Genomic DNA, 17,630 nt, shown 5'->3' with positions numbered 1-17,630 from the left:
TTAGTCTTTGAAAGCAATAAGGCTTATTTCAACATTGGCATCTTTTGGAAGCCTGGCCACTTGAACTGTTTCTCTCGCAGGAGCAGTTCCTTCGTCAAAATAGGAACCGTAGATGTTATTTATTTTCGTAAAATCATCCATATTTGAGATATAGATAGTTGCTTTTATGACCTGAGAGAAAGTGAGCTTGGCTTCTTTCAAAATAGCCTCCAGACTTTTCATCACACGCGTGGTTTCTGCTTCAATAGAATCAAATTCGGTCTCACCGGTTTCAGGGTTTAAAGCGATTTGCCCGGAGGTATATAAAAACCCATTGATAAAAACAGCTTGATTGTAAGGGCCAATGGGTGCAGCTGCCTGTTCAGTGTTGATTATCTTTTTCATAAGTTTATTATCTTAAAGTTCTGTCTCGTTCTCTGTTTTTATCGTATTTCACATCTTGTAAGATGCTGGATTTTATGCCTATAAAGAAAAACCATGATTTTCTGGTGCCAAAAGGCGTCCAGTTAAAACTCATCTGCCAGCTTTTTAAATCTTTTGCAAATCGGAGCTGAGTAAATGTAAATCCTTTATTTTTAATATCATAACCAGAGGATATACCCACGTCCCAGGTAGGTGATAATTCCAGATCTCCAGAAAACATAAGAGAGTGGGAGCTTATTTCATTTTGCCTCGCATTGTTGGAGTAAGTTACGGTATAAGCCAGATTTAAATTCCAGGGTATAGCGTAGTTGTACCTTTCATTTTCATCACTTTCAGCATCCTTGTTGGCATTGGGTCGGTTCATCATCTCGCTAGAACCAAAAAGATTGTCTGGCCTTCCCCCATTTCTATAGCTTTCTGAGTCATATTCTTCCTCGTCCTTTTCTTCTCCTCCTTTTTCCTCCTCTTCTTTCTGAAAATCCTTATTTGAAAATGAATAGCTAAAACTGGCATTGGCTCTGGTCAGCCTGAACAGACTTCCTCCATTGTTGATGTTGAGCGTATTTATCCTTCTGTTGTTGCTGTTTAAAGCATACATGTCTAAAGTTCCTAAAAAATTGATGGCTAATTTATCCTGTACAATTGGTAATGTCCCGCGAACGGATATCGGACTAAGATTTAAGGAATCAACTGCAAAATTATAGTTGGTGCTTAAGCCAAAATTACTGAGAAGACTCATTTTCTTGAAACGCTCGTCCCCAGTGAGTGTAGAATCTTTTTTTCTCACTTTAGCTTCAAAATCGTTTGTGAGGTTAAAGGACATGCTGCTGGCGAAATTATTTCCGGGAGCTCCGTTAAGGGTACCCTCAAATCTGGAAAATTCAACAACTTCATCCTCGAGTCCTGCTATACCTGTTCGGGTGTACTCATCGTAATACTGATCAAAAGCAGGACTGATGTTGTAAGAAACAGAAGGTCTCATGACATGCCGTATCGCTTTAATCTTCTTATCATCTCCAAAATCGAACATACCATATACAGTGGTTCCCACAGAAGTAGAAAAATTGTAGGTCCTGTAAGAATCAAAACCAGTTATCGTGTCTCTTCTCACTTTGCGAAGCTGTTCATCATACTGCTGATCAAAAGTTTTGAGTGTCCATACTTCATCATAATTCATACCTGCACTTACGCTAAAATGTTCAAAGATTTTGAAGTTGGTTGAAATAGGTATAGAATGTCTTGCCCCTACATCGGCGCCTTCAAACATTTCGGGTCTGAAAAACAAGGAATCTGTAGTTGTAATTCTATTTTCTGCCCTCACATTATACTGTAAATTGATATTATGAATAGCCCCTTTTTTGGTTCCGGTTTTTGGTGCAAAAGGGAAAACCCGGCCAATACTGAATTGCAAAGTAGGCAGGGTAAGGTTGATGACTTCCGTATTTGTATTCTGATTGTGTGTGGCCGATATATTTAAATTCATAGCGGGTTCCCCTTCAAAAGTTTTTGAATAGGATACAGATGAATTCAAGGTGTTGTTTAAAAAATTACCGGTATTGTTTTGATTAACAGACTGTTGATAGTAGTCACTTGAACCTAAGTTTACAGAAGCTGAAAATCGGGATGACGGATTTGCTTTTTGACTTTGGTTATGATTCCATCTCAGGTTATAAACCGTAGTTTCACTAAAGTTGGGAAAGCCTCGCTCTTCAAGAAGGAGTTTTTCGTACCTCAATGCGACATTGCCATTAAACCGATAGCGGACGTTATAATTGCTTTCCAGTCTCAAACCATAACTCCCGTTGGTGTAATAGTCTCCAAGGACAGTTAAGTCTACATAATCGTTAATAGCGAAGTAATAGCCCCCGTTCATTAGAAAAAAGCCCCGGTTTCTATTTTCACCATAGGAGGGAATGATAAAACCTGAAGCCTGCTTATCTGTTAACGGGAAATACCCAAAAGGCAATCCGAGCGGGGTGGGCACATCTGCAATGTACATATTCACAAAACCGGTCACAATTTTACTGTCGGGAACAAATTTTATCTTTCTGGCATAGAAATAATAGTCGGCGTCATCTATGTCTTCTGCGGTTGTAAATTTTGCATTGGCCAGATAATAGATGGAGTCGTTTTGTCGTTTGGAAATTTCACCCTTCACCTTAAAGCCCCCTTGCTCGGTTCTTGAGTTAAAAACCAAAGCTTTTTTGGAGTCGAAATTAAAAATCAAACTATCGGGCTCTACAAGATTAGCTCCTTGTTTGAAGGTAGGTGCCTGAGTGTATGTGCCTGTGGAATCTACTATACCTGATGCAAAAACTTCCTTCGTTGAGTTGTTCACTACGATCCAGCCTGCATTTATGACCATGTCACCATATTCCACCACAGCTTCATTGTATAAATACATTTTATCATTTTTCCTGGACAGCCTTTTGTAGTCTTTGGCATAGGCATCAACAATATCAGTAAGGGTTTCCCGTTTTTTAATCGATGTGTCCTGAACTAAAGTGTCTCCAATTACATATTTTATGCGTTTAGTGATAGAATCGGCCTTATTTTTGATTAGATAACCGAAGTCTACTTTTTGAGGCTCTTTTTCTTGCGCATAAAGCCCAAAATTGACAAGAAATCCAATCCCAAAAAGTATATGAAGTAAGTTTGTACGCAATGCTTTTAGTACTATTTTTGTAAATGAAGCCTATATTAAGAAGTTTCAAAATTACATTTTATTTTTATGCTTCCTAAAAAAGTTTCAAATAACATTCAGAATTATACAATCCATGATTAGACCCAGCTCCAGTCTCCTTTTATTAGTATTCTTCCTCATTAACCTCGGTTTCACTCCGATGTATTCACAGACTGACTCCAACAAATTTGTAGTGGTCATAGATGCAGGTCATGGAGGTCAAGATGCAGGCAACACCGGTAATAATTATTCCGAAAAGGATATCGCTTTGAAAATCGCCTTACAGGTAGGTAAACAACTCGAAAAATATGAGGATTTAAAGATTCTTTATACCCGAAAAACAGATGTTTTTATTCCTTTGGATAAGCGAGCCGAGATTGCCAATAAATCTGATGCAGACTTATTTGTATCCATACACTGTAACGGCGTAAGAAATCCTTCTCCTTCGGGTACTGAAACCTTTGTTCTTGGACTTCATAGAAACAAAGACAACCTCGAAGTGGCCATGAAAGAAAACTCGGTGATCAAGTTTGAGGAGGATTACCAGGTGAAGTACGATGGTTTCGACCCCGACTCTCCAGAATCCTATATCGGTTTTACAATTATGCAGGAAGAGTTTTTGGATCAAAGTGCTCTACTGGCAAATTTTGTCCAGAAGCAATTTTCAAGTTCACTAAGTCTAAAGGACAGAGGGGTTAAACAGGCCGGTTTTCTTGTTTTAAGAGAAACCTACATGCCAAGTGTTTTGATTGAAACCGGGTTTTTAACCAATAAAAATGAAGGCGCGTTTTTAAATTCTCAAAGCGGACAAACCCAATTGGCCAATGCCATTGTAAATGGGATCAATGAATACAAAAACATCATTAATATAGAGGCTTTAGAATCTGAATTGAGCGAATACAAAGTAAGTTCCAGTGATGTGATGCAAGATTTCTCTTCTGTTGTATTTAAAATACAGCTGGCAGCCAGTTCAAGAAAAATAGATCCAAGTCCGGAAAATTTTAAAAAACTGTCCCCGATCACTCGGCATCAGGAAAACGATTTGTTCAAATATTTATTTGGAGAGACCAGGAATTATATGAGTGCACAGAGCCTGAGAGATAGAGCAAAAGCTGAAGGTTATACGTCTGCATTTATAGTGGCCTTTAATTCTTCAGGTGATAAAATTTCGATAAAAGAAGCCCTGAATACTAGAGTTGGGGACTAGTTTTCATTAAAGTTTATTACATTTGAACAAAACTAATACCTTTGAATAAAGAACTTAAAGTCGGCTTACTTGTTATAGTAGCAGTAGCCATGCTCGTATTTGGTTATAATTTCCTAAAAGGGAATAATTTATTTAATACCTCCCGAACTTTTTATGCTGTGTATGACGATGTCGAAGGACTAAGTCCATCTGCGCCTGTTAACATCAATGGGTTTCAGGTTGGAAAGGTGACCAGTATAAATTTCATGGATACAGGAAATCTTTTGGTGACCATTAATTTGAATAATGATATTCAATTTTCAAAAGAAAGTGTTGCAGAAATCTACGGCGGTGGTTTGATCGGAGGTAAGTCTATGCAAATAAAACTCAATCAGGATTCAAGTGATTTAGCAAAATCCGGGGATACCCTGGAATCTGCTGTAGAGGAAGGTTTAATCGAGTTGGTCAATGAAAAATTAACCCCTCTAAAAGATAAAATTTCAAATGCAGTTGTTGAAGTTGACACATTATTCAAATCAGTCAATAATATCCTGGATCCAGAAACCAGAAATAACTTACGGCAATCTGTCAAAAACCTGAACAATACACTCATAACACTCAACAAAACGACTGAAGATGTTGATAGGTTTCTTAACACCAATGAAGAAGCAATCAATTCTACAATCACCCAGTTTAGTCAGACCTCAAAAAATCTTTCAAGATTATCGGATTCATTATCTCAAATTGAATTTAAAAAAATCATTTTAAACGCAGACCAAACCATAACTAACCTTAACGAAATTTCAGAAAAACTGAAAAGTAATGAAGGTTCATTAGGCAAACTCATCAATGATAAACAGTTGTACGAGAATTTGGAAAATGCTTCTAAAGAACTTGAGCAACTTTTACGTGACATCAAATTAAATCCAAAACGATACGTTCATTTTTCTGTTTTTGGAAAAAATACAGACGACTACGAAAACCCTGAAAATTAAATATGATTTTAGATTATTTACCACAGATTTTATTCCTGATCGTTTTAATAGCTGCTATTTTATTTTTTGCTAAAAATGTATCGTCTCTTAAACGCAATATTAATTTAGGGAGAGATGTTAATCGTACAGACCAAAAAAATAAACGCTTCAAGAAGATGATGCGCGTAGCTCTCGGTCAGTCTAAAATGGTTACCAGACCTATTGCAGGCATCCTGCACATCATTGTTTATATAGGGTTTGTAATTATCAATATTGAAGTTCTGGAAATCATCATAGATGGAGTCCTCGGAACTCACAGAATATTTGGATTTCTGGGCCCGGTATATGATGTCCTGATTGGTACGTTTGAAATACTGGCTTTACTGGTTCTTTTGAGTGTTATCATCTTTTGGATACGAAGAAACATGATGAACATTAAACGATTTTTAGCTCAGGAATTAAAGGGGTGGCCTAAAAATGATGCCAATTATATTCTTTATTTTGAAGTTGTTTTGATGGTGCTTTTTTTAACCATGAATGCTGCCGACTTGCAGTTACAACTCATGGGAGCGCAGCATTATGCAAGTGAAGCAGGAATAGTAGGATCTTTTCCTGTGAGTCAATATATGTTGCCCCTTTTTGATGAAATGACTATCGATACGCTTATCATTGTTGAAAGAACAGCGTGGTGGCTTCATATCGTTGGCATTTTGATCTTCCTAAATTACCTGTATTACTCTAAACACCTTCATATCTTACTGGCATTTCCAAATGTTTACTTTTCGAACCTAGACCCCATGGGTAAATTTAAAAACCTGGATGCGGTAACTAAAGAAGTGAAGCTGATGATGGATCCCAATGCAGATCCTTTTGCAGAACCTGAAACTGATGGTGATGAGGACATGCCAGAAAAATTCGGTGCCAGTGATGTTCAGGATTTAAACTGGTTCCAGCTTTTAAGCGCCTACTCCTGTACAGAATGTGGACGTTGTACTGCAGAATGTCCTGCAAACCAAACGGGTAAAAAACTATCTCCTAGAAAAATCATGATGGATACACGGGATAGAATGGAAGAGATCGGTAAGGATTTAAACAAAGGAAAAGAAATAACAAGTGATAATCAGCTTTTAGACAATTACATATCTAGAGAAGAACTTTGGGCATGTACAACCTGCAATGCTTGTGTAGATGCCTGTCCTATAGGCATAGATCCCTTATCCATCATCATGGATATGAGACAATATCTTGTTATGGAACAAAGTGCTGCGCCTGTAGAGCTCAATAATGCTATGACAAACATAGAAAATAATGCAGCCCCCTGGCCTTATAATCAGCAAGACAGATTAAACTGGGCTAAAGAATAATTAGGTATCATGGCATCAAAAAATCAAAAACAGGATACAAAAGGGCAGAGTGTGAGTCCAAGTTTACCAGACGGTGTTAAAAATTATCTCATCGATATTGACGGGACCATTACAGATGATGTTCCAAACGAAGAGCCTGAACGAATGGCTACCTGCGAGCCTTTTCCTGATGCTCTGGAGACCGTTAATAAATGGTATACGGATGGACATCAGATTTGTTTTTTTACGTCAAGAGTTGAAGAGCACAGGAAGGTTACAGAAGATTGGCTGAATAAGCATGGTTTTAAATACCACAGCTTATTAATGGGAAAACCCAGAGGCGGTAATTACCATTGGATTGATAATCATATCGTTAAGGCTACCCGATATAAAGGTCAATTTACAGATTTAGTGAACAAAAAAGAGACTATACAAGTATTTAAAGATTAAAACATAAAATGATGAGTGATAATTTGAAAGTGCCAACGATGGCATCTTATTTAGCAGAAGGAAAGCAACCGGAAGTTTTGTTCTGGGTAGGTTGTGCCGGAAGTTTTGATGATAGAGCTAAAAAAATCACTAAAGCTTTTGTAAAGATTTTGAACAATATCAATGTTGATTTCGCGGTCCTTGGAACTGAAGAAGGTTGTACAGGAGATCCTGCGAAGCGTGCAGGAAATGAATTTTTATTTCAAATGCAGGCCATGACCAATATTGAGGTGTTAAACGCTTACGAAGTGAAAAAAATAGTAACTGCCTGTCCGCATTGTTTCAATACCATCAAAAATGAGTATCCTGCTTTAGGCGGGTCTTATGAAGTAATTCATCATACACAGTTTTTGAAACAGCTTTTGAATGAAGGAAGATTAAAGGTAGAAGGTGGAAAGTTCAAAGGAAAACGGATTACATATCATGACCCTTGTTATTTGGGACGCGCTAATGGTGAATATGAAGCTCCAAGAGATTTGTTGCGCAAACTAGAAGTCGAGTTGGTGGAAATGAAATCATGCAAATCCAAGGGCCTGTGTTGTGGTGCAGGAGGAGCCCAAATGTTTAAAGATGCCGAAAAAGGAGATAAAGAAGTAAATATTCACAGAACAGAACAGGCGGTAGAAGTGAAGCCTGAAGTCATTGCTGCAGGTTGTCCGTTTTGCAACACCATGATGACCGATGGTGTTAAGAATAAAGAAAAACAAGACGAAATAGAAGTTCTTGACGTCGTGGAAATGATTGCTAATGCAGATGATTTATAAAACGTATGGTAGTAGATTTTAGTGAATTACCGGATTCTTCGAGAGTCTGGATTTTTCAAGCCAGTAGAGGATTTAGTGAAGACGAACTTAATGAAATGAAGCCTAAAATTGAAAGCTTTTTAGAAAGCTGGACAGTCCATGGTCAGTCACTTAAGGCAGGGTTTGAAATACGATATAAGCGTTTTATTGTTTTGGGTCTAGATGAGTCTCAGGCCAGTGCCAGTGGTTGTTCAATAGATGCATCCGTTCACTTTATCCAAAGTTTAGAAAAAGAATACAATGTGGACTTATTGGATAAAATGAACGTTAGTTTTAAAAGCGGAGAATTTGTAGCTTACAAACCTTTACTGGATTTTAAAAAAATGGTAAAACAAAAAGCGGTATCACCACAGACTATTGTGTTCAATAATCTCGTGAATACAAAATCAGAATATAAAGAATTTTGGGAAGTGCCATTGACAGAAAGCTGGCATAGCCGATTGTTATAAAAAATATGAGTTCTAAAATCTATACTAAAGTCGTCTTTTTGATGACTTTTTTTTCATTAACCTGTATTTCAGCACAAAGCAGTTTGTTTTCAGAAGATATCAACGCTCAAAGAAAATGGGTGGATTCGGTCTATTCGAATTTAAGTTTGGAAGAAAAAATCGGACAGCTGTTCATGATCGATGTCTTCACTAATAAATCAGATGCTGAACTTGAAAACATAGCCAACTTTATAAACACCAATCATATTGGTGGTATTATTTTTTCTAAAGGAAATCCTTACAGGCAGGCTCAGTTCACCAACCGCATTCAAACGGAAAATCAAGTCCCCTTACTTATAGGAATGGACGCAGAGTGGGGTCTTGCTATGCGCCTGGATTCTACTTATGCTTTTCCCTGGAATATGACCCTGGGAGCCATAAAAGATACGTCCATAGTGAGAAAAGTAGGGTATCAAATTGGCAAACACAATAAGCGACTTGGTGTCCATATCAATTTTGCTCCTGTCGCAGATATCAACACCAATCCTGACAATCCAATTATTGGTAACCGGTCCTTTGGAGAAACAAAAGAAGTGGTTATCTCTCATGCGGTCGCCCTTATGAAAGGCATGCATGAGGCTGGAATCCTTACCAGTGCAAAGCATTTTCCAGGTCATGGTGATACTCAGCAGGACTCGCACCTGACTTTACCCACGATAGATTTTTCTGAACAACGCATCAGAGCAATTGAACTGGAACCGTTTCGAGCTCTTATCAGGGAAGGGGTGAGCAGTATTATGGTGGCTCATTTGAATGTACCCAGCTTAGAAAGCAGGCCCAATTTCCCCTCTTCGCTATCTCCTAAAATCGTTAGCCAGTTGCTAAAAGAAGAACTTGGATTTCATGGCTTAGTTATTACCGATGCCTTAAACATGAAAGGGGTTAGTGATAACAATACGCCTGGGGAAGTGGATTTGAAAGCCTTTCAGGCAGGAAGTGATATTCTGTTGATTTCTGAAAATGTACCAAAAGCTATTGAAAACATTAAGAGGGCAATTAAAAATGATAAAATTTCTGAAAAGAGATTAGCCTATTCAGTCAAGAAAATATTATACGCGAAATATAAGGTCGGTTTGAATAATTTTGAGCCTATCGAAACTGCTCAATTGACCTCAGAATTAAATTCAGGCTTAAATGATGCCATTTATAAGTCAGCTATTGAAAATGCAACGACACTTTTGAAAAATGATTTGGGAATATTACCCATCAACGATGTTGAACATCAAAAGATTGGTTATTTAGGACTTGGAGATGCAAGTGGAGAAACCTTTTATGAGACGTTGAACAGGTATGCTGCTGTTGAAAGAATAGCGAATAAAGAATCCATTCTGAATAAAAATAGCAAGCTGGATTTTGACCACATTATTATAGGCTACCACAAATCTGACATACATCCCTGGACAGATTATAAGTTTACACCTTACGAAATTAAGTGGATTGAACAGCTTTCAAGAGAAAATAAAGTCACCCTGGTCAATTTCTCAAGACCTTATAGTTTATTGGGCTTACAGAGTTTTATTAACATAGACGCCATTTTTCAGGTTTACCAGAACAGCAACATAGCTCAGTCTGTTGCTGCTCAACAAATTTTCGGTGCTTTAGAGACTATTGGTAAATTGCCTGTGACTATTACTTCTGCATTTCCGGTTGGAACGGGGTATAAATTAAAATCAAATGGCAGGCTAGGCTACGGGTATTATCAAAATTTAGGTTTTGATAAGCGACTGGAGAAGAAAGTAGATTCTATTGCAAATTATGCTTTAGATGAAAAAATGACACCAGGCATGCAGATTCTGATTGCCAGAAAAGGGAAAATCATCTACGATAAGAACTTTGGATATCATACCTATGATAAAAAAAACAAAGTGCAAAGTGACGATGTTTATGATTTAGCTTCTCTTACCAAGATTCTCACAACGCTGCCTATACTCATGACTTTGGAAGAAGCCAGTAAACTCGACTTGAAGACAAAGCTTCATGAACTTTTACCGGCGCTTGCGAGCTCCAATAAAGCGAATATAAGTGTTCTCGAGATGCTCTCGCATTATGCCAGGTTAGAGCCCTGGATTCCCTTTTATCAAAAGACCTTGGAAGAAAGATCAGAATATTATGCTTCAGAATATTCTGAGGAATTCAGCATTAAAGTGCTGGAGGACATGTATCTGAGAACAGATTACCAGGATTCCATTTATTCACAAATTGTAGAAAGTGAATTACGCGATACCTTAGAGTATAAATATTCTGATCTGCCTTACTATTTTTTGAAGAAATACATCGAAGAACAAACAGACAATACTTTAGATACGCTGGCCGAGACTTATTTTTACAGACCTATGGGATTGAGTCATCTCAAGTTTTTTCCTTTAAATCACTTTGATAAAGAAAAAATTGTCCCTACAGAAAACGATACAATTTGGAGAAAAGAGCTGATACATGGAACGGTTCACGATCAGGGTGCTGCTATGCTGGGAGGGGTTGGAGGTCATGCTGGTTTATTTGGCAACGCCAGGGATGTAGCTTCGTTTATGCAGCTTTACTTAAATAACGGAGATTTTGGGGGTAAAAATTACTTTAGTCCACAAACCATGACTAAATTCAACACCTGCTATTATTGCGATAAAGAGGTGAGGAGAGGTGTAGGTTTTGATAAACCGCAGCTGGAAGATGTAGGTCCTACCTGTGGTTGTCTTTCCATGTCGAGTTTTGGTCATTCCGGATTTACCGGTACTTATGCATGGGCCGATCCTGAAGAAGAAATTATTTATATTTTTTTATCCAACCGGATACACCCCGACCCAACCAATTCAAAACTTATTGAAGAAGATATTAGAACTAAAATACAAGGGGTCATTTATGAAAACTTGTCAAAGGACTATTAAAATAATTTGAGATTAGTTTAAGATCTGGGTAAGCTTCAATCTTCTACTTTTGGGAATAATTTAAAACTTATGAAAATAGCAATAGTGTGTTATCCTACCTTTGGCGGGAGTGGAGTAGTGGCAACAGAATTAGGAATTGCATTGTCCAAAAGAGGACATGAAATACATTTTGTGACGTATAAGCAACCTGTAAGGCTGGAATACTTGAGTACATCAATACACTATCACGAGGTTTCCGTTCCGGAATATCCCTTGTTTCACTATCAGCCCTACGAGCTGGCACTTTCCAGCAAACTGGTAAACGTGGTTCAAAAACATAAAATAGATATACTTCATGTGCATTATGCTATTCCACATGCGTATGCCGGGTTTATGGCCCAGCAAATGCTTTTGGAAGAAGGGAAAAAACTTCCTATGATGACCACTCTTCATGGAACAGATATTACCCTGGTAGGAAGTCACTCCTTTTATAAACCAGCTGTGAATTTTAGCATCAATAAAAGCGATGTTGTTACTTCAGTCTCTGAAAGCCTAAAACAGGATACTTTTGAAAGTTTTGACATCAAAAAAGAAATTGAGGTCGTCCCAAACTTTATTGACCTTTCCAATCTTAATGAAAATTTTGAAGAGTGTAAACGTCATATGGTTGCTTTTGAAGATGAAAAAGTCATTACCCACGTCAGTAACTTAAGAGAAGTAAAGCGCCTAAATGATGTGATTGAAGTGTTTTTCAGGATTCAATCCAAAATAAAATCAAAGCTGGTTATTGTTGGTGATGGACCGGACCGTGAAAAAGCCTTGCAACTGGCTAAAAAATTGAACATAAGGGATAAGGTTATATTCTTAGGTAAGAGTAATGAAGTAGAGCGCATCCTTTGCTATTCAGACTTGTTTCTGTTGCCCTCTGAGAAGGAAAGTTTCGGTCTTGCCGCTTTAGAGGCGATGGCTCATAGGGTTCCTGTCATTTCTTCCAATGCAGGGGGTCTTCCCGAAGTGAATATTCACGGGGTATCAGGGTTCTTAAGCAATATAGGCGATGTGGAAGATATGGCTGCTAACGGAATTAAAATTTTATCGGATGAAAAGGTATTAGAAAATTTCAAAAAAGGAGCACGACAGATTGCTGAAAAATTTGACGTAAAAAGAGTCGTATGTCAGTATGAAAAGTTATATCAAAAAATGATATAATTAATCAGTTACAGTTCTGATGTCAATTTTTTCAGATCTGAATTTATTCTTTCCAAAGTCCAATGTGCGAATTGGGAAAGGAATATTGATATCGTTCTCATTGTAAGCCGCTTTGATCGCTAGAATGGCTTCGTGCTGTGCTTTGTAAACGTCACCCTGATTAGCAACATTAGCCCAGAATCTAAGTTGATAATTTATAGAACTATCGCCAAATTCAGTATAAAAAAACTGAATGCTTTCTCCTGGACGCTGTTCAAAAATTCCTTTAATTGCCTTTTCCGTAATTTCCTGAACTTTTGGGAGATCACTCTCATAGCCGACACCACAGGTTAAAATAATACGTCCTCTGGGCGTTCTGCTAAAATTTTTAAATGGGGCATCTACAATTTTGGAATTGGGTATGATCACCAGATTATAGTCTACCGATTGTATGATTACACTTCTCAAATTAATATCGACTACAAAGCCTGCAAAGCCATTGGTTTCTATCCAGTCTCCAATTTGTAATTTCGGAATGAAACTAATAATAATTCCTGAAAAGGTATTGTGAAGAGTTCCCTGTAAAGCAAAACCTACAGCCAAACCAAGTACCCCCGCAGCACCCAGTACTGTAGTAAGAACCGAATTTAAGTTTAAAATCCCCAAGGATATAAATATACCCAGAGATATGATAACGACCTTAAATACTTTTACAGACACTGTCCGAATAGAATCCTGAGCATTGCTTTTTCGGAAAAGTTTGTCTATAAGTTTGCTGGAATATTTTGCGAAAAGAACAAACAGAATAAGTACAAAAACAGCAATAAAAAAATTAGGAAGACCCAGTACAATGGTATCAATCCAGTCGAAAATCTTAGTAGTCAATTCTGACCAGGCTTTTTCGGTCTTTTCAACAATTTCAGTCTCTTGCATGATAAAAATGATATTATGAATATTGTTTTTCCTGAACTCTCAAAATCCAGGCATCCAGCATCCAGCTGGTCTTTTCAAGTTCCCTGATGTATTCTCCTATGAGGTCTATTGTACCCTCATCATCATTTTGCTCAGCGGAGTCTACCACTTTCCTCATTTGATCTATAATTTTTTTATGATCGGATAGCAGGGTTTTAACCATTTTGAAATCTCCGAGATCTGAAGATGATTCAGCTAAATTCGAAAGTTCCAAATAATTAGAGAAATTGCTTTCAGGCTGAAATCGCAAAGTTAACATGCGTTCAGCAATTTCATCAATTTTTAATTTGGCGTCATTATACAGTTCCTCAAATTTTGCATGTAAATCGAAGAAATTTTCACCGACTATATTCCAGTGAAAATTCCTTAGCTTTTGATAATATAAATGATAATCTGCCAAAAGAATATTCAGCGCTTTCGCAGTATCGGCTGTATTTGATACATCTAGATTTAAATAATTCATAAAATTAATTTCTGAATTTATTAAATTTAAGGTTAAGCATTTTTCTTATCTGCCAATCGCATGTTCCAGGCATCGAGCATCCAGCTGGTTTTTTCAAGTTCCCTGATGTAGGCACCAATTAGATCTATTGTCCCTTCATCTTCATTTTTATCTGCAACTTCAATGACACTTCTCATTTGGTTGATGATTACACCATGATCGTGTAACAGATCTTCAACCATCTCTACATCAGATTTGTCTTTAGGAGATTCTTTGAGGTTCGATAATTTTAAGTAGGTAGAAAAATTACTCTCTGGTTGAAAGCGCAGGGTAAGTATACGTTCAGCGATTTCATCTACTTTAAGCTTTGCATCATCATACATCAACTCGAACTGCTCATGTAAGTCGAAAAAATTATGACCGGTAATATTCCAGTGGAAATTTCTTAACTTTTGATAATACATGTGATAATCTGCTAAAAGCACATTTAATTCCTTAACAGTGTCTTTAGTTTTTGATTTATCTAAATTTAAATAGTTCATATTATTTTATTTGTAATTTGTTAAGCATTTTATTTGAAATCTGACCTCCGGATTTTCCGTAGCCATCTACCAGCATTCCTTTATGACCATCTGAAGTTGTAATCGCGTACAATATGGAATTATCGGCTGGATTTGATACGCCCTCAAATCTGAAATAATGATCTACTTCAAATTCATTTATAGGGTATTTTTTTTTCTTGGTTTTATTTTCTAGTTGGTCATCAAGAACATTGAGGTCATCAACGTAGCCTTCGTTTCTTAATGCATTCATGGTCTCGGATAAGGTATCTTTTTTTTTCATGACATCTGTTTTTTTAAAAATAAAGCTTAAGTCAGTCTAAGTCAAAAAAATGGTTTGGTTTAATCAATATTTAACTATTACTTTTTCTTATTCTTATCTTTGGTATAATAAAATATACCTAAGGGAAAACTCAACACTAAAAAAATAAATTGTCGGGTTACTATACCATATAAGGTAATTAGTGCTGCTATGACATATATCCAAGTGAGTTTTGTAATTTTCATAGTGTATTGTTAAGCATTAATTTACGAGCCCTTTAAACTAAAAAAACTCCAATTAAGGAGTTTTTTTATCGATTTTATCTCATTAGGATTCTTTGTCTGCGGTTTTCTGGACCTCTATGACCAATTCATCCTTTTCCTTGTCGAAATCCATATACAGGGTATCCCCCTCAACAATGGAAGAATTAATAATTTTTTCAGCGAGAGCATCTTCAATGTATTTTTGAATAGCTCTGTTCAGTGGTCTTGCCCCATATTGTCTGTCAAAGCCTTTATCGGCAATGAAATCTTTGGCCGCTTCGCTTAAAGAGAAATTATATCCTACATCTTTGATTCTGGAGAAAAGCCTTTCTAATTCTATATTGATGATTTTCTTAATGTCCTCTTTTTCCAAGGCATTAAAAATAATGACATCGTCCACACGGTTTAGAAATTCGGGAGCGAAAGCTTTTTTCAAAGCTCCTTCAATTACCTTTTTGGTATTATCGTCTTCCTGCTGCTTTTGTGACTGTGTTCCAAAGCCAACCCCGGTACCAAAATCTTTAAGTTTTCGAGCCCCCACGTTTGAGGTCATAATGATGATTGTATTTCTGAAATCGACTTTACGTCCCAAACTATCCGTTAAATGACCGTCATCCAGTACTTGTAGTAACATGTTGAATACATCTGGATGCGCTTTTTCAACCTCATCCAGTAAGATGACTGCATAAGGTTTACGTCTCACTTTTTCAGTTAACTGACCACCTTCTTCATATCCTACGTATCCCGGAGGCGCTCCGATTAATCTTGAAACCGCAAATTTCTCCATGTATTCACTCATGTCAAGTCGAATCAAGGCCTCATCATTGTCAAATAACTCTCTGGCTAGAACTTTGGCAAGTTGCGTCTTACCGACTCCAGTTTGACCTAAGAATATAAATGAACCAATAGGTCTGTTTGGATCCTTAAGCCCTGCACGATTACGCTGAATGGCTTTTACAATCTTAGTTACTGCTTCACTTTGACCAATCACTTTATTCTTAATGGTCTCTGGCAATTCAGCTAATTTATTTCCTTCAGTTTTGGCAATTCTTTTCACAGGGATCCCCGTCATCATAGAAACCACATCTGCAATATGGTCCTCAGTGACGGTTTCTTTGTTTTCTTTAGAATCTTTCTCCCATTCTTCCTGAGCCTGCTGCAAATCATTTTCAATTCGCTTTTCGTCATCTCTTAATTTTGCAGCTTCCTCATACTTCTGCTTTTTGACTACAGAATTTTTTTCTTCGCGGATATCCTCAAGTTCTTTTTCCAGTTCCAAAATACGTTTAGGTACATTGATATTGGTGATATGAACACGGCTGCCTGCTTCATCCAGTGCATCTATAGCCTTATCCGGAAGAAATCTATCGGTCATATACCTGTTGGTCAAAGTCACACAAGACCGGATGGCTTCCTCGGTATAAATTACATTGTGATGGTCTTCATATTTGTCTTTGATATTATGAAGTATTTCGACCGTCTCATCTATTGAGGTTGGCTCAACGATAATTTTTTGAAATCTTCTTTCCAGGGCACCATCTTTTTCGATGTGCTGTCTGTACTCGTCAAGTGTAGTCGCCCCAATACATTGAATTTCACCTCGTGCAAGTGCCGGTTTAAACATATTACTGGCATCCAAACTTCCGGTAGCTCCTCCAGCCCCTACGATGGTGTGAATTTCATCGATAAAAAGAATGATGTCATCATTTTTTTCAAGTTCATTCATCACAGCCTTCATTCGCTCTTCAAACTGACCTCTGTATTTGGTTCCAGCTACAAGGCTGGCCAAATCCAGTGTGACAAGTCTTTTGTCATAAAGGATTCTGGACACTTTTCGTTGTATGATTCTAATGGCTAGACCTTCGGCGATGGCACTTTTACCAACACCAGGCTCTCCGATAAGGAGGGGGTTGTTTTTCTTTCTTCGGCTTAAAATTTGGGAAACTCTTTCTATTTCTTTTTCACGGCCCACAACCGGGTCCAGTTTTCCTTCCTGAGCCATTTCAGTAAGATCACGACCAAAATTATCCAATACTGGAGTTTTGGATTTTTTAGCAGTTTTTCCTTTGGAATTTCCAGATCCGCCCAGCGATTCCCGTCCAGAATCTCCAGAGGTTGGTGCGTCGTCAGAAAATGCATCGGTAGGGGTATCCAAATAATCACCATCCTGTGTAATCATGGCTTTAAATTCCTCTTTGACGTTGTCATAATCCACTTTCAGCTTATTTAACAGCTTGGTCGTGGGATCATTTTCATTTCTGAGAATACATAATAATAGGTGTGCGGTATTAATAGAAGAGCTTTGAAAAAGTTTAGCTTCTAAAAATGTTGTTTTGAGTGCTCTTTCAGCCTGTCTTGTTAAATGCAGATTCTTTTTTTCTTGAGATATATCCGTATTCGTATGATCTGAAGGATTTAAGATTTCCACTTTTCTTCTCAACAGCTCCAAGTCCACATTCATGGCATCTAGTATATTGATGGCTTTTCCAGTTCCGTCACGAAGCAAACCAAGCATCAAATGCTCTGTTCCTATAAAATCATGACCAAGTCGTAAAGCCTCTTCTTTACTATATGCAATTACTTCTTTTACTTTTGGTGAGAAATTATCATCCATAGTCTTTAAATATTTATTAGACATTACTCAAAAATAATACCTTAATACTGATAAACACCATTTCAATAGTGAAAATCTTATT

At 37.3% G+C, this 17,630-nt stretch carries 15 protein-coding genes; 8 read left to right on the top strand and 7 right to left on the bottom strand.

Features of this window, described 5'->3' with window-relative positions; translation table 11 throughout:
- Together G3567_RS09495 and G3567_RS09490 are read right to left on the bottom strand one after the other, a co-directional pair.
- Entirely contained in the window at positions 1 to 384 is a 384-nt protein-coding gene (locus G3567_RS09495; RefSeq protein ID WP_164005082.1) for a Rid family detoxifying hydrolase, read from the bottom strand.
- 7 nt (positions 385 to 391) lie between these two features.
- Positions 392 to 3,088, bottom strand: coding sequence for a putative LPS assembly protein LptD (locus tag G3567_RS09490; protein WP_164005081.1), 2,697 nt, complete (start codon positions 3,086 to 3,088; stop codon positions 392 to 394).
- Positions 3,089 to 3,266: 178 nt separating this feature from the next.
- Here G3567_RS09490 and G3567_RS09485 point away from each other — a divergent pair, with 178 nt between their 5' ends.
- The 8 genes from G3567_RS09485 to bshA all read left to right on the top strand — a co-directional run bounded on the left by G3567_RS09485 (position 3,267) and on the right by bshA (position 12,456).
- A complete protein-coding gene (locus tag G3567_RS09485) occupies positions 3,267 to 4,313 on the top strand; it encodes an N-acetylmuramoyl-L-alanine amidase family protein (protein ID WP_317164173.1) in 1,047 nt (348 codons plus the stop codon).
- Positions 4,314 to 4,354: 41 nt separating this feature from the next.
- A complete protein-coding gene (locus tag G3567_RS09480; RefSeq protein ID WP_164005079.1) occupies positions 4,355 to 5,287 on the top strand; it encodes an MlaD family protein in 933 nt (310 codons plus the stop codon).
- Between the two features lie 2 nt (positions 5,288 to 5,289).
- A complete protein-coding gene (locus G3567_RS09475) occupies positions 5,290 to 6,630 on the top strand; it encodes a (Fe-S)-binding protein (RefSeq protein WP_205521206.1) in 1,341 nt (446 codons plus the stop codon).
- Positions 6,631 to 6,639: 9 nt separating this feature from the next.
- The gene (locus G3567_RS09470) at positions 6,640 to 7,059 is read left to right on the top strand and encodes an LNS2 domain-containing protein (RefSeq protein WP_164005078.1); all 420 of its coding nucleotides are present in this window, start codon (positions 6,640 to 6,642) and stop codon (positions 7,057 to 7,059) included.
- Positions 7,060 to 7,070: 11 nt separating this feature from the next.
- Positions 7,071 to 7,862, top strand: coding sequence for a (Fe-S)-binding protein (locus tag G3567_RS09465; protein WP_164005104.1), 792 nt, complete (start codon positions 7,071 to 7,073; stop codon positions 7,860 to 7,862).
- Positions 7,863 to 7,867: 5 nt separating this feature from the next.
- A complete protein-coding gene (locus G3567_RS09460; protein ID WP_164005077.1) occupies positions 7,868 to 8,350 on the top strand; it encodes an ABC transporter ATPase in 483 nt (160 codons plus the stop codon).
- 5 nt (positions 8,351 to 8,355) lie between these two features.
- Positions 8,356 to 11,268: a glycoside hydrolase family 3 N-terminal domain-containing protein gene (locus tag G3567_RS09455; protein WP_235923543.1), complete on the top strand. Its 2,913-nt coding sequence runs from the start codon at positions 8,356 to 8,358 to the stop codon at positions 11,266 to 11,268.
- A 69-nt stretch (positions 11,269 to 11,337) separates the two neighbouring features.
- Positions 11,338 to 12,456, top strand: coding sequence for an N-acetyl-alpha-D-glucosaminyl L-malate synthase BshA (gene bshA / locus G3567_RS09450; RefSeq protein WP_164005076.1), 1,119 nt, complete (start codon positions 11,338 to 11,340; stop codon positions 12,454 to 12,456).
- On the opposite strand, the gene G3567_RS09445 is transcribed toward bshA, so the two are convergent.
- From G3567_RS09445 to G3567_RS09425, 5 genes are all read right to left on the bottom strand, one after another.
- Positions 12,457 to 13,368 carry a mechanosensitive ion channel family protein gene (locus tag G3567_RS09445; RefSeq protein WP_164005075.1) on the bottom strand — a complete coding sequence of 304 codons (912 nt, stop codon included), beginning with the start codon at positions 13,366 to 13,368 and terminating at the stop codon, positions 12,457 to 12,459.
- A gap of 13 nt (positions 13,369 to 13,381) precedes the next feature.
- A complete protein-coding gene (locus G3567_RS09440) occupies positions 13,382 to 13,870 on the bottom strand; it encodes a Dps family protein (RefSeq protein ID WP_164005074.1) in 489 nt (162 codons plus the stop codon).
- A gap of 32 nt (positions 13,871 to 13,902) precedes the next feature.
- The gene (locus tag G3567_RS09435) at positions 13,903 to 14,391 is read right to left on the bottom strand and encodes a Dps family protein (protein WP_164005073.1); all 489 of its coding nucleotides are present in this window, start codon (positions 14,389 to 14,391) and stop codon (positions 13,903 to 13,905) included.
- A 1-nt stretch (position 14,392) separates the two neighbouring features.
- Positions 14,393 to 14,692, bottom strand: a complete 300-nt coding sequence (locus tag G3567_RS09430; RefSeq protein ID WP_164005072.1) for a phosphoribosylpyrophosphate synthetase — start codon at positions 14,690 to 14,692, stop codon at positions 14,393 to 14,395.
- A 306-nt stretch (positions 14,693 to 14,998) separates the two neighbouring features.
- Positions 14,999 to 17,548, bottom strand: a complete 2,550-nt coding sequence (locus tag G3567_RS09425) for an ATP-dependent Clp protease ATP-binding subunit (RefSeq protein WP_164005071.1) — start codon at positions 17,546 to 17,548, stop codon at positions 14,999 to 15,001.
- Positions 17,549 to 17,630: the final 82 nt, after the last annotated feature.

Origin of the sequence: Psychroflexus aurantiacus (assembly GCF_010820555.1) — a bacterium.
Classification (GTDB): domain Bacteria; phylum Bacteroidota; class Bacteroidia; order Flavobacteriales; family Flavobacteriaceae; genus Psychroflexus; species Psychroflexus aurantiacus.
The sequence above is the reverse complement of the archived record's forward strand: the minus strand, read 5'-3'. Positions and strand labels throughout refer to the sequence as shown.